This window comes from Streptomyces sp. NTD91, assembly GCF_059510455.1.
Genome location: NZ_JCAJZW010000037.1, coordinates 13,806 through 30,707, shown reverse-complemented (window position 1 = coordinate 30,707; position 16,902 = coordinate 13,806). Strand labels below are relative to the sequence as shown.

The window sequence follows — 16,902 nt, the reverse complement described above, 5'->3', positions numbered from 1 at the left end:
GTCAAGGTGCGCGTCCTACCACCGAAGCTGCCGAAACTCCCCCGGCTGCTGCCGAAACGCAAACCCCGCCCCCAGCCGCTGGTCAAGGTGCGCGTCCTACCGCCGAAGCTGCCCAGGCTCCGGCTGAGGCGCCCACGCCTGAAGCCCTTTCGTGAGCGCAACCCGGTCGTCGTGGGCGCCGTCGGCCTCACTGTCCTCGCGCTGCTCACGTTTGCCGCCTTCAACGCCGACAGCCTGCCGCTGATCGGCGGCGGCGACGCCTACAGCGCGGCCTTCTCCGAGGCCGGCGGGATCAAGCCGGGCGACGAGGTACGGATCGCCGGGGTCAAGGTCGGCAAGGTCGACGGCGTCGACCTGGACGGCGACCACGTCAAGGTCACCTTCAAGGTGAAGGGCCATCCCGGGTTCGGTACCGACACGGGCGCGGCGATCCGCGTCAAGACGATCCTCGGCGCGAAGTACCTGGCCCTGTACCCGAAGGGGCCCGGCCAGTTGAAGCCGGGCAGCGAGATCCCGCTCGGCCGGACCGTGTCGGCGTACGACGTCGTCCAGGCCTTCAGCGACCTGACGACCACCACCGAGGCGGTCGACACCGACCGGCTCGCGAAGGCGCTGGACACCATCTCCCTCACCTTCCAGGACTCCCCCGCGGAGGTGCGGGCGTCGATCAAGGGACTGTCACGGATCTCGCGGACCGTCGCCTCCCGTGACCAGGCGCTGCGCGGGCTCCTCGACCACGCGAACGGGGTCACCAAGGTGCTGGCCGGTCACACAAAGGACTTCTCCGCGCTGCTGAAGGACGGTGACGCGCTGTTCAAGGAGGTCGACGACCGGCGCGCGGCGATCCACACCCTGCTCAAGAGTTCCGCGCTGCTGGGCATCGAGCTGTCCGGCCTGGTGGACGACAACCGCAAGGCGATCGGGCCGGCGCTGAAGAACCTCGACACCTTCCTGAAGATGCTCGAACGCAACCAGGCGAGCCTCGACCGCAGCGTCCAGCTCCTCGCCCCCTATGTGCGGCTCTTCTCCAACACCCTCGGAAACGGCCGCTGGTTCGACTCCTACGTCCAGAACCTGGCCGCCGCCCCGGTCACGCCACGGACGGGAGGCACCCGATGACCCGCAGACTCCTGGCCCTGTTCACCACGCTCGCGGTCGTCGCCGGCCTCGCCGTCGTCCTCTGGCCAGGCCCGGCCCCCGTCCGCGTCACGGCGTACTTCCCGCGCACCGTCGGCATCTACCCCGGCTCCGACGTCCGCGTCCTCGGCGTCCGCATCGGCGAGGTCAGGAAGATCACGCCGGAGGGCGACCGGGTCCGGGTGGAGCTGGAGTACGACCGGGGACGCAAGGTCCCAGCCGGCGCGCAGGCAGCCATCGTCAACTCCTCGGTGGTCAGCGACCGTTACGTGCAGCTGTTGCCGGTGTACCGCAACGGCGCGGTGATGCGGGACGGAGACGTCATCCCCGAGTCCCGTACGGCCGTCCCCGTCGAGCTGGACCGGATCTTCGACAGCCTGCACACCACCGCCGAGGCGCTCGGCCCGAACGGCGCCAACAAGCAGGGCTCGCTGTCCCGGCTGCTCGGGGTGAGCGCGGACAACCTCCGCGGGCAGGGCCAGAACCTCAACCAGACGGTGGACGACCTGTCCCAGGCGGTCACCACGCTGTCCGACGGGCGTGGCGACCTGTTCGGGACCGTACGGAACCTTCAGGTGTTCACGGCCGCGCTGGCGGCGGACGACACCAGCGTGCGGTCGTTCGACACCGACCTCGCCGCCGTGGCCGGGCAACTGGCCGGGGAGCGCAAGGATCTCGCCGCCGCGCTGAAGTACCTGGCCGCCGCGCTCGGTGACGTGGCCGGCTTCGTCAAGGGCAACAAGAAGGCGCTGACCTCGGACGTGCGGGGCCTGGCCGGGGTCACCAAGGTCCTCGTCACCCAACGGGCCGCACTTCAGGAGCTGTTGACCGTCGCCCCCACGGGCCTGTCGAACCTGCAGAACGCCTACAACCCCGCCGCCGGCACCCTCGACACCCGCAACAACGCGGGGGCCCCTCAGGATCCGTCATCGCTGCTCTGCTCCATCCTGAAGACGACCGGCGACGACCACGGCAACTGCGCCGGGCTGAAGAAGCTCTTCGACTCCCTGCCCAAGGTGCCGTCGGCCCCGGCGTCGACGGGCACGGTCGACAAGACCCTCGGCGGAATCCTGGGGGCACCGGCATGAACGTGAAGCGCTTGGGGCGGGTGGCCGCCTGGACGGCGATCGGCTCGCTGCTGCTGACCGGCTGCGAGTTCAACGGCTGGTACGACGTCCCGCTCCCCGGCGGCGCCGCCTCGGACGGCCACGCCTACCACGTCACCGTCGAGTTCCGGGACGTTTTGGACCTGGTGCCGCAGTCGGCGGTCAAGGTCAACGACGTCACCGTGGGCACGGTCGAGAAGGTGGAGCTGGACGGCTGGCACGCGCGGGTACGGCTGCGCATCGCCGACTCGGTGAGGCTGCCCGGCAACGCGGTCGCCGACCTGAGGCAGACGAGCATGCTCGGCGAGAAGTACGTCGCGCTGTCCGCGCCGGCCGGCACCGCGCCCGTCGGACGGCTCCACGACGGCGACCTCATCCCGCTGTCCCGCAGCGGCCGCAACCCGGAGGTCGAGGAGGTGCTGTCGGCCCTGTCCGCCCTGCTCAACGGCGGGGGGGTGGCGCAGCTGAAGACGATCACCGTCGAGCTGAACAAGGCCCTCAGCGGCCGCGAGGACCGGGTCAGGTCCCTGCTGAAGCAGCTCGACACCTTCCTCGGCGGCCTCGACGGCCAGCGGGCGGAGATCGTGCGCGCGCTCAAGGGCGTCGACCGGCTGGCGAAGCGGCTGAAGAACGAGAAGAAGACGATCGCCCTGGCCGTCGACACCATGCCGCCCGCTCTGAAGGCACTCGCCGACCAGCGCAAGGACCTGACGAAGATGCTCACCGCCCTGTCCACACTCGGCAAGACCGGCACCAGGGTGGTGAACGCCTCCCACGACGACACCGTCGCCAGCCTGAAGGAGCTCCAGCCCATCCTGCAGGAGCTGAACAAGTCGGGCGACGACCTGCCCAACTCCCTTGAGATCCTCACCACTTACCCGTTCCCGCGCAACGCGACGGACGCCGTCAAGGGCGACTACGTCAACCTGAAGATAACCGCCGACCTCGACCTGGCGGACCTGTACGGCAACGTCACCGGCAAGCCGGGCAAGAGCGGGAAGCCCCCGGCCCCGAGTACCCCGCACCTTCCCGGCCTCCCCACTCCCACCCCCCTCCCGTCCGTCCCGTCCCTGCCGGGCACCCCGTCCGTGCCCCCCGTGCCCTCCGCACCCGCCGTGCCCTCGAAGCCCTCCGACGGCAGCACCCTGCTGTGCCCGCCCGTGTGCACGGCGGCCTACGGCACCGGGGACGGCTCACGTCGCCTCCCGCCCGGGATCGATCCCGGCCTCGCCGAGCTGATGCTGAAGGGGATAATGCCGTGATCACACGTACGGTCAGGGCCCAGCTGCTCGCCTTCGCGACCGTCACCGCCCTCGGGGTGTCGTACGTCGGCGCCCGCTACACGGGCCTCGTGGACGACGTCCTGCACCGCGGGTACACCGTGCGCGCCGACTTCGCCGAGTCCGGGGGCGTCTTCCCCGGCGCCGAGGTCACCTACCGGGGCGTGCCGGTGGGCCGCGTGGGCGATCTGCGGCTGACCGGGTCCGGGGTCTCGGTGGCGCTGAAGATCGAGGACGGCGCCCCGAGGATCCCGGCCGACACGCTCGCGGTGGTCGCCGACCGTTCGGCGGTGGGCGAGCAGTACGTCGACCTCCAGCCGCGGCGGTCGGGCAGCCCGTACCTCATGGACGGCAGCCCGATCCCGCGCAGCCGCACCCGGACCCCGCTGCCGGTCACCGACCTGGTCCTCAGCCTCGACCGGCTGGTCAACTCGGTCGGCAAGGACGATCTGCAGGTCACCGTGGACGAGTTGGGCAAGGCCTTCGCCGGCACCGGACCGAACCTGAGCCGGCTGGTGGACTCCGGCAACTCGCTGGTGGAATCGGCATCCGCGTCGCTCCCCCAGACGGTCTCGCTGATCGAGCACTCGCGAAAGGTGCTCAAGACACAGGCCGACCAGGGCTCGGCCATCAAGTCGTTCTCCCGCGACCTGGCCACGCTCACCGAACAGCTGAAGTCGAGCGACGGCGATCTGCGCAGGCTGATCGGCAACACCGCGCCCGCCGCCCAGCAGTTGGACTCCCTGCTGAAGTCCACCCGGCCGCACGTACCGGTCCTGCTGGCCAACCTCGTCAGCGGCGGCCAGATCACCCTGGCCCGGCTGCCCGGCGTCGAACAGGCCCTGGTCACGCTCCCGCTCACGGTCGCGGGCAGCTACACGGTCATCCCCGGTGACGGCACCACCCACTTCGGGCTGACCGTGAACGCCGACGACCCGCCCGCGTGCACCCAGGGCTACGGCACCCAGCGGCGCGACCCCGCCGACACCAGCACGCGCCCGGCGAACACCGGCGCGCGCTGCACGGCACCACGCGGCAGCAAGACCTCGGTGCGCGGTGCCCAGAACGCGCCCGGCCCGACCACCGGTCGGGACAGCGCCGGCCAGGCCGCGTTCGTGGCCCCGTACGACCCGGAGACCGGCACCGTGACCGGCCCGGACGGAACGCCCGTCGAGATCGGCTCGACGGGCGGCGAACAGACCGTGTTCGGAAAGGAGTCGTGGCAATGGCTGCTCGTGGGAGCGATGGCGTGACAGGAGGCCGGGCTAGGCTGCTGTCGGCGGGGCTCGTCGCCGCGACCGTGCTGACGACCGTGCTGTGTGTCTGGCTGGGTCTGAAGCTGGCCGACCAGCGCGCGGCGGAGCAGCGCCGTCAGGACATCCTGGCGGCGGCCCGCCAGTCGGCGCTGAACTTCACCTCGCTGGACTACCGGCACTACGACCGGGACAGCCGCACCGTGCTGCAGGGGGCCACCGGCGACTTCAAGAAACAGTTCGCCGCGCAGACGGCGCAGCTGACGAAGCTCGTCGCCCAGAACAAGTCGGTGTCCGAGGGGCAGGTCCTGGAAGCGGGCATCGTGCGCTCCGACGCGCGCTCGGCCCGGGTCCTGGTCGTGGCCGACAGCAAGGTGACCAACACCGCGGCGCCCGAGGGCCAGGCGCGCACCTACCGGCTCCAGCTCGACCTCGTGCGCGTGGCCGGCCGCTGGCTGACCTCCGATGTCACGTTCGTGGGCTGACCCGACTGTGAGGCCATCGATGAGGAGAGACACCGTGGCGAACCCGACCTCCCGCACCCGCGGCACCGGCTCCCCCGCCCGGCGCACCATGACCGCGGCCGCCCGCGCGGCGGCCAAGCGCGCCGGGCGGCCGGGGCGCCCCGAGCGCGCTGCCCGCCAGGAAGAGGAAGTCATTCCCAGGCGCACCCTGCTCGCCGAGTCCCCGGCGGACGGCCGCGAGAACCCGTCGGAGCCCGCGCCCGAGTCCGAGCCCGAGCCCTTCGAGGATGAGCCGGAGGAGAGCGCGCCCTCGCGCAGGGTCGGCCGGAGCGTGCTCACCGCGGTGCTGGGCCTCGTCCTCGTGGCGGCCCTGGTGGTGGCCGCCGTCCTAGGGCGGCAGTACCGGCAGGGGCGGCAGGCGGAGCAGGCCCGGGGCGAGGCCCTCGCGGCCGCGCGGAATGCGGCGCCGGTCGTGCTGTCGTACGACTACCGGCACCTGGACCGGGACTTCGCCCGGGCGCGCGCCCTGCTGACCGGGCACTTCCGCGACCAGTACGGCAGGACGACGAGGACGGTGGTCGCACCCACAGCGACGACGTACCACGGCGTGGTGAAGGCGACCGTGGCCACACCCTCCGACGGCGGCACCCCTGCTGCGTCGGTCGTGTCGGCCACACCGGACAAGGCCGTCGTCCTGCTCTTCGTCAACCAGGTCACCCAGAGCACTCAGGTCCCAGAGCCCCGGCTGGACCTGAACCGGGTGCGATTGACGCTCACCCGTACCTCCGACGGCTGGAAGGTGAGCGGCGTCGACGCCCTCTGACCAGACATATGCATTCACGGTGATTCGATGAAGACATACTGCCGAGCAGGCTCGAATTCACAAGTCACCGGGTCGAGCGTGGCCGCTCTACCTCTGATGAGGTGTGCCGGGAGAGAGGGTGACCCGCAGGATGGCGTGACGTGGCACCTGGCTGCCGGGCGAGAGGGGCTGCTCACATACTCGGCCCACAGGCGTGCCGGGGTGAGGGCACACTCGGTGCCGGATGGGCTGGACGCGTACGCCGACTGCGATGGCGTCCCTTGTCGTGCAACACCGTTGCACGACAAGGGAAACGACCGCACCGATCGTGCGGACGGGGCGGCCATTCGCTTCTTGTGGGCGTAGTAGGGGGAAGGGGCGACCTTGCAGTCGTACTCGGTGAGCGCCCTGCAGATCGGCTCGACACCGCCGAAGCGGTCCCGGTGCTCGTCGATGAACGCTACGAGCGTGTGTGTGGCCGGTCGAGCTCGGCCGCGAAGAAACTTGCCGCGGCCTTGAGGATCTCGTTGGCCCGCTTGAGTTCAGCGTTCTCCTTCTTCAGCGCCTTGAGCTGGGCAGACTCCTCCGTCGTCGTCCCCGGCCGCGTCCCCGCATCGATCTCGTGCTGCTTCACCCAGTTCCGCAGCGTCTCGCGGGAGCCGATGCCGAGCTTCTCCGTCACCGCTTGCAAGGCGGCCGTCTCGTTCGGGTAGTCGTCGCGCGCCTCGGCGACCATGCGCACCGCACGGCGGCGGCTCAAGCGGGTAACGGGAAGGTCGTGCCATGAACGTCACCTGGGCAACGGTGTGATACTCACGCAGACCTGGGACGAGGTCGATCGCCTCACCGCCCAATCTCTCACAGCGGGTGCGCACAACCTGTTGCAGCACCGCGCGTACGCCTACCGAGCCGACGGCCACCTGACCGAGTTCCGAGAACTCGCAACGGGCACACGTCACTTCGACCTCGACACCATGTGGGACGAGTGACGGGTGTACGAGCCCACGGCTGGAGCGAGACCTATGCCTACGACAGCTCAGGCAACCTCACCGACGTGTCCGCGGCCGACCACGCCGCCCCCGGTGGTCGTGACATCGACGGCATGCTGATCCAGCGGGCGGGCGACACCACGTACACCTACGATTCCCAGGGCCGCCGGACCCACAAAACGCGCAAGCTGTTGAGCGGACAGGCGAAGACGTGGGCGTACGCCTGGAACGCGGAGGACCGGCTCGTCGAGGTCGTCACGCCCGAGGGCGACCGATGGCGGTACGTCTACGACCCGCTGGGCCGACGCATCGCCAAGTTCAGGCACCTGCCGGGCGGTTCGGAGGCCGACCGGACGGACTTCACGTGGGAGGAGACTCTGCTCGCCGAGCAGAGTCTCGCGGACGGCAGGGTCACGACGTGGGACTACGCCCCCGGTACACACCGCCCCGTCGCCCAGACCAGCAGCAGGCACGTGGTCGTTCCCGAGGGTGCGTCCTTCCTCTCCCGGCTCGTCGAGGAGACCACGGCCGACCACACCACTCGCTTCCACGCTGTCATCACGGACGTGATCGGCACCCCGACCGAACTGGTCTCCTCCGACGGTGACGTCGACTGGCAGATGCGTACCGCCCTGTGGGGCACCCGGTATCCGACACCCGTGGACGATGCCGAGGCCGTGGATTGCCCCTTGCGTTTCCCCGGCCAATACGCCGATGCGGAATCCGGCCTCAACCAGAACCTCCACCGCTACTACGACCCCGAGACTGCGGCGTACCTCTCCCCGGACCCGCTCGGTCTGGAAGCCGGCTCGAACCCGTACTGGTACGGCCCTCATCCGCTCACCTGGATGGACCCATACGGTCTCGCGCTCTGCCGCACCACTCCGAGGCTGGAGAACGGCAACCCCAAGGAGGGCTCGCAGCACATCGACGAGCGTCATATCTCGGGCACCGCCCAAGGCGGCCACGGTGAACTGATGCCTCCGTCGACCACCGTGAGCAGGTGGAGAAAGCCGTGAAGACAATGATCCAGCGAGGCCAGCGGGTATCGGATCCCGCGCGCCGGATCCAGACCTTCGAGAAGAGGATGACCGTGAACGGTATGTCAGCCCGGTATCGGCTCATCGTCGACTCCGAGGACGGAAACCGCGTCATCACCTTCTTCCCGGTAGGAAAGAGCTACACACCGTGATTACTGTGCAGTTCACCGTACGGCCCGGCCAGGGCGAGGCCAGCGGTTTCGAGCTGGGGGACATGGCCGTCGCCGGGGACCTCGGCACGGCCGACTCGGCTGGCCACGTTCCCGATCAGGGCATGATGATCTACCTTTCGGTCGTCCAGTTGCTGGACAGCCTGGGTGCCTTTCTCCGGGGCAACGCCCGTGTGCTGAGCTTCACCGGTGCCGACACCTCCTTCGGTCTTGTCGTGCGACGGACCAAAGACGGCCTGTCGGTCGCTGGCAAGAGCGGCGTCGTCGCACGGACGACGGCGCCGGAGCTCGCCTCAGCCGTGCTGCGCGCGGCAGAAGACCTGGATCCCGCCCTCCCCCCGGAAGACCCGGTCGCATCCGACTGGGAAGCTGCCCTAGCCGCATTCCGTCCCCTCGTACCAAGCAGGAAGGGGTGAGTGGCTGAGGAGCAATTGTCAAGAGTTGTGGTTCGGGTGACGCGTGATCAAGCAGCGTCGGCTTCTGTGCGCTCGACCAGGACGCCGTTTTCGAACGTGGCGCCCGCGCGGACCAGGGCGACGAGGTGGGCTCCTCGGATTGCGCGCCAGCGGGCCTGGGCGGACTCGACGAGCTTGAACACCATCGCGAGGGCCGCGGCCGGGCTGCCGGCGCCGCGGGTGACCTTGGTGCGGAGCTTGACCGTGGAGAAGGTCGACTCGATGGGGTTCGTGGTCCGCAGGTGGATCCAGTGCTCGGCGGGGAAGTCGTAGAACGCCGGCAGTTCCTCGGCGTCGTCGGTGATCTTCGCGACGGCCTTGGGGAACTTGGCGCCGTAGGTCTTGGCGAACGCCTCGATCGCTTTCTCGGCGTGTGCGCGGTTGAGTCGGCCTGGAGCGCGGTGCTGGCGTTGCCGCCAGCGAAGCTCGACGCGCAACCCGCCGTCCCCCGGAAGAAGCAATCCCCGCTCGACGCGCGACAGATCCGGGGGATCACTGAGAGTCTTGGAGAGATTGCACAGCGCATCCAGACTGCTGCCGTCGAGAAGAAATATCCGCTCTACGAGGCCCTGGGCATCACGATCAGCTACGAACACGCAACGAGGACCGCGACCGTAAGGTCGAGGCCCTCGTCACCGTATCCTCAATCGTTGTGTCCGAGGGGGGACTTGAACCCCCACGCCCGATAAAGGGCACTAGCACCTCAAGCTAGCGCGTCTGCCATTCCGCCACCCGGACCAGGTGTGTGCCGCCTTGCGGGGGTGGTCCCCGTGGCGACAGGGACAACAATACCAAGGTTTCGGAGTACGTTTCACCTGCGTATCCGTCCTGTGGGCGGGGGCCCGGGGAGGCGGGCCGGCCCCCTTGCGGCGTGCACGGAACGCGACATCGCGTGTGCGTGCCGTGAGGTCACGGCATGAGCTGGTAGTCCGGGAAGTTGCCGGGCAGCCGCTCCCCCGCGGGGCCCTGGGTCACGGAGCGTACGAGGAGGTCGCCGCCGACGAAGGCGCCGCGCCAGGAGGAGCCCCGGCCGCGGGTGTGGCGGCGAGACAGCGCCGCCAGGCGTCGGGGTAGGCCGTGCCGGGTTTCAGGAGGGGGGCCGGGGGGCGTCGGGCCGGTGGTTCGGCGGCGAGGGGTTCGGGGTGAGATGGGTGGCATGCGTCGGATCCGCTCTCGGTGCACGGCGGTGTCGTCGTGGGTGTGGAGGGCGCCGCGGCGGTACGGTCGGCGTTCTGCCGCATCATCGAGAACGCCCGCGCCCACGACGCGGGGGCCCGGATCGAGGGCGTGCAGGTGCAGGAGCTGCTGCCCAGGGGCCAGGAGGTCATCGTCGGCGCGGTCACCGACCCGACGTTCGGGAAGGTGGTGGCGTTCGGGCTCGGCGGTGTGCTGGTCGAGGTGCTGAAGGACGTGACGTTCCGGCTGGCGCGCCGGTCACGGCCGACGAGGCGCTGTCGATGCTGGACTCCATCCGCTCGGCGGAGCTCCTGCGCGGGGTGCGCGGGCAGACCGGCATCGACCGGTGGGCGGCGGCCGCCGAGCAGATCCGGCGGGTCTCCCAACTGGTCGCGGAGTTCCCGGAGATCGCCGAGGTGGACCTGAACCCGGTGATCGCGACGCCCGAGGGCGCGGTCGCCGCCGACGTCCGGGTGATCCTCGCCGAGCATCAGCCGGTGCCGAGGAAGGCGTACACACGCGAGGAGATCCTCGCCTCCATGCGCCGGCTGATGCAGCCGTCCTCGGTCGCCGTCGTCGGCGCTTCCAACGAGCCCGGCAAGATCGGCAACTCGGTCATGCGCAACCTCGTCGACGGCGGGTTCCCCGGAGAGATCCATCCCCTGAACCCCAAGGCCGATGACATTCTGGGCCGCAAGGCGCACAAGAGGGTCACGGACGTTCCCGGTGAGGTGGATGTGGCCGTCTTCGCCATTCCCGCCCGGTTCGTGGCAGCCGCGCTGGAGGAGGTGGGCCGCAAGGGGATCCCCAATGCCGTCCTCATTCCCTCCGGATTCGCGGAGACTGGCGAACACACGCTCCAGGCGGAGATCGTGGAGATCGCCGAGCGGTACGGCGTCCGCCTGCTCGGCCCCAACATCTACGGCTACTACTCCACGTGGCAGGACCTGTGCGCCACGTTCTGCACGCCGTACGACGTCAAGGGTGGCGTGGCGCTGACCTCGCAGTCCGGTGGCATCGGCATGGCGATCCTCGGCTTCGCCCGCACCACGAAGACGGGTGTGTCGGCGATCGTCGGCCTCGGCAACAAGTCGGACCTGGAGGAGGACGACCTGCTGACCTGGTTCGGCGAGGACCCGCACACCGAGTGCATCGCCATGCACCTCGAGGACCTGAAGGACGGGCGGGCGTTCGTGGCGGCGGCGCGGGCCACCGTGCCGAAGAAGCCGGTGGTGGTGCTGAAGGCGGGCCGTACGGCGGCGGGCGCCAGGGCGGTCGGCTCGCACACGGGCGCGCTCGCGGGCGACGACGCGGTGTACGACGACGTCCTGAAGCAGGCGGGTGTCATCCGGGCGCCGGGCCTGAACGACATGCTGGAGTACGCCCGCGCCCTGCCCGTCCTGCCCGCTCCGAGGGGCGACAACGTGGTGATCACCACCGGTGCGGGCGGCAGCGGGGTGCTGCTGTCGGACGCGGTGACCGACAACGGGTTGTCGCTGATGGAGATTCCGCCGGACCTCGACGAGGCGTTCCGCCGGTTCATCCCGCCGTTCGGCGCGGCCGGCAACCCGGTCGACATCACCGGGGGCGAGCCGCCGTCGACGTACGAGGCGACGGTCCGGCTGGGTCTGGAGGACCCTCGGATCCACGCGCTGGTGCTCGGCTACTGGCACACCATCGTCACCCTGCCGATGGTCTTCGCGGAGCTGACGGCGCGCGTGGTCGCCGAGTTCCGTGCGCGCGGGATCGAGAAGCCGGTGGTGGCTTCCCTGGCGGGCGACGTGGAGGTGGAGGAGGCCTGCCAGTACCTGTTCGAGCGCGGGGTCGTGGCCTCCGAAACCGCGAACGGTTCGCCGGAAGGCGAACACCCGTGCCCGGCGAGCGGGGCGGTCAGGCGCCGCCCCGCTGGTGGTAGGAGCGGCGGGTGTGCTCGGTGTGGATGCGCATCAGCGCGGCGGCCCGCGCGTCGTCGCGGTCGGCGATCGCGGAGATCAGCTCCCGGTGCTCGATCCACGACTGGCGCCCGCGCTGCCGGGCCACCGGGGTGTAGTACCAGCGGACCCGGCGGTCGACCTGGGCGGCGAGTTCGGCGAGGACCGCGTTGCCCGCGAGTTCCATGATCTTGGCGTGGAAGGCCGCGTTGAGGGCGACGGCGCGGTCGACGTCGTCGGCCGCGACGGCCTTCTCGCCCTCGGCGCACAGCTCCACCAGCGCGCCGACCTTCTCGGCGGTGGCGTCGACGGCGGCCAGCCGGGCGGCCTCCGCCTCCAGCAGGGTGCGGACGGTGAGCAGCTGGTCGGCCTCCTGGGCCGTCGGTTCGTGCACGAACGCGCCCTGCGCGGGCCGCAGATCGACCCAGCCCTCGGTGTTGAGTCGCTGCAGTGCCTCGCGCACCGGCTGCCGGGAGACGCCCAGGTGCCCGGCCAGTTCGCTCTCGACCAGGTGCTGGCCGGGCTGCAGCGCGCGGGTGGTGATGAGCTCCAGCAGCGCCTCGTAGACGCGCTCGCGCAGCGGTCCGGGGCGTTCCAGCTTGGGCACGGCCCCCTGCGGCAGTCCGGTCGACAACATCGCGGTCCCCCTCCTGGGCAGGTCCGGTGCGTTCACGCTGAAGCTCAGTATCGATTGTCTTTTGTCTACAGACTACTGTGCACAAGATCCAGCCCTGTTCGCGCCGGCTTCACCCGCTCACGCCGGCCGCCTCACGGGCAGCGTACGACCTGCCCGGCGTACGACAGGTTGCCGCCGAAGCCGAACAGCAGCACCGGGTCGCCGGCGCTGAGCGCTCCCTGTTCGACCAGCTTGGAGAAGGCGAGCGGGATGCTGGCGGCCGAGGTGTTGCCGGATTCGGTGACATCGCGGGCGATCACCGCGTTGACGGCGCCGAGCTTCTCGGCGAGGGGTTCGATGATGCGCAGGTTGGCCTGGTGCAGGACGACCCCGGCGAGTTCCCCTGGCGCCACGCCGGCCCTGTCGCAGGCGCCGCGGGCGATGGCGGGCAACTGGGTGGTGGCCCAGCGGTAGACGCTCTGCCCCTCCTGGACGAACCGCGGCGGGGTGCCCTCGATCCGCACCGCGTGCCCCATCTGAGGCACCGACCCCCACAGGACCGGCCCGATCCCCGGCTCCTCCCCCGGCGCGCAGGCCTCGACGACGGCGGCGCCCGCCCCGTCGCCGACCAGGACACACGTGCTGCGGTCGCTCCAGTCGGTGACGTCGGACATCTTGTCGGCGCCGATGACCAGGGCGCGCCGTGCCGCGCCGGCCCGGACGGTGTGGTCCGCGGTGGCCAGCGCGTGCGTGAACCCCGCGCAGACCACGTTGACGTCCATCGCGGCGGGCCGCGGGATGCCGAGCCGGGCCGCGACACGGGCGGCCGTGTTCGGGGAGCGGTCGATCGCCGTGGAGGTGGCGACGAGGACCAGGTCGATGTCGCCGGGGGCCAGACCGGCGCCGGCCAGGGCCTTGGCCGCGGCGCAGGCGGCCAGTTCGTCGACGGGCTCGTCGGGGCCCGCGATGTGCCGGGTCCGGATGCCGACGCGGCCGCGGATCCACTCGTCGCTGGTGTCGACCAGGCCGGCCAGGTCCTCGTTGGTGAGCACTCGGGCGGGCTGATGGTGACCGATGGCGGCGATGCGCGAGCCGTGCATGGCGGGAAGTCCCCTCGTTGCCGTGGGTAGCGGGATCCACCAGTCTGATCAGTGACCCGCGGGTACGACGGCAGGTGAAGCCACAGGAATCGGGCGCCCGAGTTGTCGGCTTCCCTCAGACCCTCGGACGCCCGAGCATTCATCCCGTGAACAGCTGGGTCGCCTTCTGCACGAGTTCGTACACCCCGTAGCCGAGGGGTGCTCCCACCCACAGCCAGGCGAGGGTGATCAGGCCCCGCCGGCTGGGCGGGCTGCTGTCGCTGGGCATCTGCGACCTCCCTCTGCGGGGAGGTGGTGGTGGCGGGTGTGGACGGGACGGACAAGTTCGTTGGCGACGAAGCCGACGACGAGCAGGCCGATCATGATGCCGAACGACAGCCCGTCAGCGCCGCGCCGTGCTTGCCGGCCTCCTTCTGCCGGTCCGCGATCCAGTTGACGATCAGCGGCCCGAGTACGCCCGCGGTGGACCGGGCGGTGAGCAGCCGGCCGTGGATGGCGCCGACCTCATAGGTGCCGAAGAGGTCCTTCAGATAGGCGGGGACCGTCGCGAAGCCGCCGCCGTAGAAGGAGAGGATCACGAGGGCGCACGGGACGAACAGCGGCTTCGCCGAGTCCCCGAACAGCGCGAGGAGCAGGTACATCGGCGCGCCGACACCGAGGTAGCAGCGGTAGATGTTCTTGCGGCCGATCCGGTCGGAGGCGGACGACCAGCCGGTCCGGTCGGCCATGTCGGCCGCCGACAGCAGTGCCACGAATCCGGCGGCCGCGGAGGCCGACACCGGCGTGGAGCTGTTCGCGAAGAAGTCCGTGATCACCGGCGCGGCCTTCTCCAGGATGCCGATGCCTGCGGTCACTGGGGCGACACGCTGCGCCCGAAGAACGCCTGCCGGGTGTGCGTGGTGGAGGTGGAGGGCTCCCGGACGCTGGTGCCGGCCTGCTCGCGCCGGGCCGAGCCGGGAATGGAGGTGCGCACCGGCACCGGGCGTGCCCGGCACAGCCGGAAGATCGTCCTGGAGCTGCTCGCCTCCTCTGTCGACTTGTCGACCACACCGGGAGCGACCGAGTGGATCAAGGAGTACGAGGCGAAGCCGGACCGGTGCGGTCCCGACGCGGCACGCGTGGACGAGGAACCGAGGATCGACAACGAATTGTACGTGTGCGACTACGGAAAGTGCATCCTGTCTACAAGTGCGTCGACGCCTGCGGCGACCAGTGGCAGAACACCTTCGCGATCTCGGTGGCCGGGCGCGGTTTCGACGCCCGGATCGCCGTCGAGCACGACGCCCCGCTGCCCGACTCGGCCTGCGTGTACTGCGGTAACTGCGTCGAGGTGTGCCCGACGGATGCGCTCGCGCCGAAGACGGAGTACGACATGCGGGCGGCGGGCACCTGGGAGGAGTCACGGCAGACGCGGACGTCGACGGTGTGCGCGTACTGCGGTGTGGGCTGCACTCTCACGCTCCATGTGCAGGACAATGAGATCGTGAAGGTCACCTCACCGCACGACGAGCCGGTGACCCACGGCGAATCTCTGCATCAAGGGCCGTTTCGGCTACCAGCACGTACAGAACCGGGGCTGATCAGGACATGGGACGAGTCACGGAACGACGCAAGGTCCTCCGTGTCCGGGGCGGGGTGCTCTCCTCCCGACCGGACACACTCGTCGCCGAGGAACCCCTGGAGATCCGGCTGAACGGAAAACCGCTCGCCATCACCATGCGCACGCCCGGCGACGACTTCGCGCTGGCGGCGGGGTTTCTGGTGAGCGAGGGTGTCCTGGCCGCCGCGGAGGATGTGCGGAACATCGTCTACTGCGCGGGGGCGACGGTCGAGGGTTCCAACACCTACAACGTGGTCGATGTGACGACCGCCCCGGACGTGGCCCTTCCCGACTTCACCCTGGAGCGGAACGTCTACACGTCCTCCTCCTGCGGCCTGTGCGGCAAGGCGAGCCTGGACGCCGTACGGACGACCGCCCGCTTCCCGATCGCCGACACGCCCCCGGTCCGGGTCACCCCGGAGCTGCTGGCCGGCCTCCCCGACCGGCTGCGGGCGGCCCAGCGGGTGTTCGACCGGACGGGGGGCCTGCACGCCGCGGCCCTGTTCGGCGAGGACGGCACGCTGCTGGACGTGCGGGAGGACGTGGGCCGGCACAACGCGGTCGACAAACTGGTCGGGCGGGCGCTGCGCGACGGGGAGCTGCCGCTGTCGCGGTCGGTCCTCCTGGTCTCCGGGCGGGCGTCGTTCGAGCTGGCGCAGAAGGCGGTGATGGCGGGCATCCCGGTGCTGGCGGCGGTGTCGGCGCCGTCGTCGCTGGCGGTGGACCTGGCCGCGGAGACCGGCCTGACCCTGGTGGGCTTCCTGCGGGGCAGCTCGATGAACGTGTACGCGGGCGAGGACCGCATCGCCCTGCGGGAGGCGGCCGCCCAGGGCTGAGGAGGTCTCCCCCGCGGCACGGCGGCGGGGTCCGGACGGCGGGGAGCGCCCCCTGCGCCGCCGGGCCCGCGTCAACGGAGCGACCGCGCCGCGTCGGCGAACGCGGCGATCGGCGGTGAGCGGCGGCCCGTCTCCCAGAGGTACACCTGGTCGGGTTCGACGTCCGGCACGGGCGCGTAGGTGATGTCCGGGCGGGTGTACTGCTCGGCGATCGACACGGGGACCAGCGTGACGCCCGTGTCCGCGGCCACCCGCTTCGACTTCTCCTCGACCGAGCGGATCAGCACGTCGTCCGGCGCCGGGTCGGTGCAGCGCAGCCAGGTCTCGCCGTCCAGGTCGGCCAGGGCCGGCTGGGCTTTGCCGGCCGGCCGCTGGTCCGCGGGCAGCATCGCCACGCGGGTCTCGGTGAACAGCGGCACCAGGGTGAGCCCGCGCTCGTCGAGGCGCACACGGGCGAGGTCGACCGTCCCGTCGAGAATCAGCTGCGCCCGGTCGTCCCACTCGACACGACGGCCTGTACGTCGATGTCCGGGTGGGCGGCGCCGAAGGCGCGCAGGCCCGGCGTGACCACGAGACCGGCCCGGAAGCCGACCACGAGCCGGTGCGGGCCCCGCGCGGCCCGCCGTACCCTGCGCCGGGCCGCGTCGGCGGTGGCGAGGAGATGACCGGCGTCGTCGAGGAGTTGGCGCCCGGCCGCCGTCGAGTGTGCGGGGCGACGGAGTCGCCGACCCGGGCGCCGGCCGTGGAGCCGGCGCCGCTGCGGGTGAACGTGGTCTCGCCCGGGGTGGTGCGCACCGGGCTGCGGCGGGAACTGCCGGAGGCCGACCGGGAGGGTTCCGGTCGTCCGCCGAGTCGCTGCCGGTGGGGCGGGTCGGCGAGCCGACGGATGCGGCCGGGGCGTACCCGTAACTGATGCGGGCGGGTTACAGCACCGGTGCGGCGGTGGT

Annotated in this window: 17 protein-coding genes, 1 tRNA gene and 4 pseudogenes; 14 read left to right on the top strand and 8 right to left on the bottom strand. The window is 70.7% G+C overall.

Features of this window, described 5'->3' with window-relative positions; all coding sequences use genetic code 11:
* Window positions 1-108: 108 nt before the first annotated feature.
* The 6 genes from AC5WRT_RS29450 to AC5WRT_RS29425 are packed head-to-tail and all read left to right on the top strand — an operon-like array spanning window position 109 to window position 6,063.
* Window positions 109-1,119, top strand: coding sequence for an MCE family protein (locus tag AC5WRT_RS29450; protein ID WP_496100790.1), 1,011 nt, complete (start codon window positions 109-111; stop codon window positions 1,117-1,119).
* Window positions 1,116-2,225 carry an MCE family protein gene (locus tag AC5WRT_RS29445; protein WP_496100779.1) on the top strand — a complete coding sequence of 370 codons (1,110 nt, stop codon included), beginning with the start codon at window positions 1,116-1,118 and terminating at the stop codon, window positions 2,223-2,225. Before AC5WRT_RS29450 ends, AC5WRT_RS29445 begins: the two co-directional genes overlap by 4 nt.
* The gene (locus AC5WRT_RS29440) at window positions 2,222-3,505 is read left to right on the top strand and encodes an MCE family protein (RefSeq protein WP_496100778.1); all 1,284 of its coding nucleotides are present in this window, start codon (window positions 2,222-2,224) and stop codon (window positions 3,503-3,505) included. Before AC5WRT_RS29445 ends, AC5WRT_RS29440 begins: the two co-directional genes overlap by 4 nt.
* Window positions 3,502-4,776 (top strand): MCE family protein, encoded by a 1,275-nt coding sequence (locus AC5WRT_RS29435; protein ID WP_496100777.1) that lies wholly within the window; start codon window positions 3,502-3,504, stop codon window positions 4,774-4,776. The genes AC5WRT_RS29440 and AC5WRT_RS29435 overlap by 4 nt, the downstream gene beginning before the upstream one ends.
* Window positions 4,749-5,261: an Rv1363c family protein gene (locus tag AC5WRT_RS29430; RefSeq protein WP_496097201.1), complete on the top strand. Its 513-nt coding sequence runs from the start codon at window positions 4,749-4,751 to the stop codon at window positions 5,259-5,261. Before AC5WRT_RS29435 ends, AC5WRT_RS29430 begins: the two co-directional genes overlap by 28 nt.
* A 34-nt stretch (window positions 5,262-5,295) precedes the next feature.
* Window positions 5,296-6,063 (top strand): Rv1363c family protein, encoded by a 768-nt coding sequence (locus tag AC5WRT_RS29425; protein ID WP_496097202.1) that lies wholly within the window; start codon window positions 5,296-5,298, stop codon window positions 6,061-6,063.
* A gap of 439 nt (window positions 6,064-6,502) precedes the next feature.
* Here the strand turns inward: AC5WRT_RS29425 and AC5WRT_RS29420 are convergent, their stop codons facing one another.
* Entirely contained in the window at window positions 6,503-6,802 is a 300-nt protein-coding gene (locus tag AC5WRT_RS29420; protein WP_496100776.1) for a transposase, read from the bottom strand.
* A 46-nt stretch (window positions 6,803-6,848) separates the two neighbouring features.
* Between AC5WRT_RS29420 and AC5WRT_RS29415 the strand changes: the two genes are divergently transcribed.
* The 4 genes from AC5WRT_RS29415 to AC5WRT_RS29400 are packed head-to-tail and all read left to right on the top strand — an operon-like array spanning window position 6,849 to window position 8,657.
* Window positions 6,849-7,031, top strand: a complete 183-nt coding sequence (locus AC5WRT_RS29415; protein ID WP_496097203.1) for a hypothetical protein — start codon at window positions 6,849-6,851, stop codon at window positions 7,029-7,031.
* On the top strand, window positions 7,028-8,050 hold the full coding sequence (locus AC5WRT_RS29410; RefSeq protein WP_496100775.1) for an RHS repeat-associated core domain-containing protein: 1,023 nt from the start codon (window positions 7,028-7,030) through the stop codon (window positions 8,048-8,050). The genes AC5WRT_RS29415 and AC5WRT_RS29410 overlap by 4 nt, the downstream gene beginning before the upstream one ends.
* Window positions 8,047-8,223, top strand: a complete 177-nt coding sequence (locus AC5WRT_RS29405; RefSeq protein ID WP_496097205.1) for a hypothetical protein — start codon at window positions 8,047-8,049, stop codon at window positions 8,221-8,223. The genes AC5WRT_RS29410 and AC5WRT_RS29405 overlap by 4 nt, the downstream gene beginning before the upstream one ends.
* Window positions 8,224-8,228: 5 nt before the next feature.
* A complete protein-coding gene (locus tag AC5WRT_RS29400) occupies window positions 8,229-8,657 on the top strand; it encodes a hypothetical protein (protein ID WP_496100774.1) in 429 nt (142 codons plus the stop codon).
* Between the two features lie 47 nt (window positions 8,658-8,704).
* Here AC5WRT_RS29400 and AC5WRT_RS29395 read toward each other — a convergent pair.
* A pseudogene (locus tag AC5WRT_RS29395) lies at window positions 8,705-9,067 on the bottom strand (transposase); the annotation flags it as partial.
* A gap of 282 nt (window positions 9,068-9,349) precedes the next feature.
* A tRNA-Leu gene (locus AC5WRT_RS29390) sits at window positions 9,350-9,434 on the bottom strand.
* Between the two features lie 444 nt (window positions 9,435-9,878).
* Between AC5WRT_RS29390 and AC5WRT_RS29385 the strand changes: the two are divergent.
* Window positions 9,879-11,797 (top strand): annotated as a pseudogene (locus AC5WRT_RS29385) (acetate--CoA ligase family protein); the annotation flags it as partial.
* Here the strand turns inward: AC5WRT_RS29385 and AC5WRT_RS29380 are convergent.
* The 4 genes and pseudogenes from AC5WRT_RS29380 to AC5WRT_RS29365 all read right to left on the bottom strand — a co-directional run.
* On the bottom strand, window positions 11,763-12,440 hold the full coding sequence (locus AC5WRT_RS29380) for a GntR family transcriptional regulator (RefSeq protein ID WP_496097230.1): 678 nt from the start codon (window positions 12,438-12,440) through the stop codon (window positions 11,763-11,765). The pseudogene AC5WRT_RS29385 and the gene AC5WRT_RS29380 sit on opposite strands and share 35 nt — an antisense overlap.
* Window positions 12,441-12,571: 131 nt before the next feature.
* On the bottom strand, window positions 12,572-13,519 hold the full coding sequence (locus tag AC5WRT_RS29375) for a beta-ketoacyl-ACP synthase III (RefSeq protein ID WP_496097207.1): 948 nt from the start codon (window positions 13,517-13,519) through the stop codon (window positions 12,572-12,574).
* Between the two features lie 139 nt (window positions 13,520-13,658).
* Window positions 13,659-13,787, bottom strand: coding sequence for an MFS transporter small subunit (locus tag AC5WRT_RS29370; RefSeq protein WP_496097208.1), 129 nt, complete (start codon window positions 13,785-13,787; stop codon window positions 13,659-13,661).
* Window positions 13,768-14,373 (bottom strand): annotated as a pseudogene (locus AC5WRT_RS29365) (MFS transporter); the annotation flags it as partial. The pseudogene AC5WRT_RS29365 and the gene AC5WRT_RS29370, both read right to left, overlap by 20 nt.
* Window positions 14,374-14,376: 3 nt before the next feature.
* Here AC5WRT_RS29365 and AC5WRT_RS29360 point away from each other — a divergent pair.
* Window positions 14,377-15,099, top strand: a pseudogene (locus AC5WRT_RS29360) (2Fe-2S iron-sulfur cluster-binding protein); the annotation flags it as partial.
* 7 nt (window positions 15,100-15,106) lie between these two features.
* The gene (gene fdhD / locus AC5WRT_RS29355) at window positions 15,107-15,955 is read left to right on the top strand and encodes a formate dehydrogenase accessory sulfurtransferase FdhD (protein ID WP_496097209.1); all 849 of its coding nucleotides are present in this window, start codon (window positions 15,107-15,109) and stop codon (window positions 15,953-15,955) included.
* A 71-nt stretch (window positions 15,956-16,026) separates the two neighbouring features.
* Here fdhD and AC5WRT_RS29350 read toward each other — a convergent pair whose 3' ends face one another.
* Complete coding sequence (locus tag AC5WRT_RS29350) at window positions 16,027-16,404, bottom strand: type 2 periplasmic-binding domain-containing protein (RefSeq protein WP_496100773.1); 378 nt, start codon at window positions 16,402-16,404, stop codon at window positions 16,027-16,029.
* 83 nt (window positions 16,405-16,487) lie between these two features.
* On the opposite strand from AC5WRT_RS29350, the gene AC5WRT_RS29345 reads away from it, so the two are divergent.
* Window positions 16,488-16,868, top strand: coding sequence for a hypothetical protein (locus AC5WRT_RS29345; protein WP_496097211.1), 381 nt, complete (start codon window positions 16,488-16,490; stop codon window positions 16,866-16,868).
* Window positions 16,869-16,902: the final 34 nt, after the last annotated feature.

Bases quoted from the DNA above. Each gene is read 5' to 3' on its own strand.
- AC5WRT_RS29370 (WP_496097208.1), bottom strand. From the start codon at position 13,787: ATGCCCAGCGACAGCAGCCCGCCCAGCCGGCGGGGCCTGATCACCCTC.
- AC5WRT_RS29375 (WP_496097207.1), bottom strand. From the start codon at position 13,519: ATGCACGGCTCGCGCATCGCCGCCATCGGTCACCATCAGCCCGCCCGA.
- AC5WRT_RS29430 (WP_496097201.1), top strand. From the start codon at position 4,749: ATGGCTGCTCGTGGGAGCGATGGCGTGACAGGAGGCCGGGCTAGGCTG.
- AC5WRT_RS29380 (WP_496097230.1), bottom strand. From the start codon at position 12,440: ATGTTGTCGACCGGACTGCCGCAGGGGGCCGTGCCCAAGCTGGAACGC.
- fdhD (WP_496097209.1), top strand. From the start codon at position 15,107: ATGGGACGAGTCACGGAACGACGCAAGGTCCTCCGTGTCCGGGGCGGG.
- AC5WRT_RS29445 (WP_496100779.1), top strand. From the start codon at position 1,116: ATGACCCGCAGACTCCTGGCCCTGTTCACCACGCTCGCGGTCGTCGCC.
- AC5WRT_RS29440 (WP_496100778.1), top strand. From the start codon at position 2,222: ATGAACGTGAAGCGCTTGGGGCGGGTGGCCGCCTGGACGGCGATCGGC.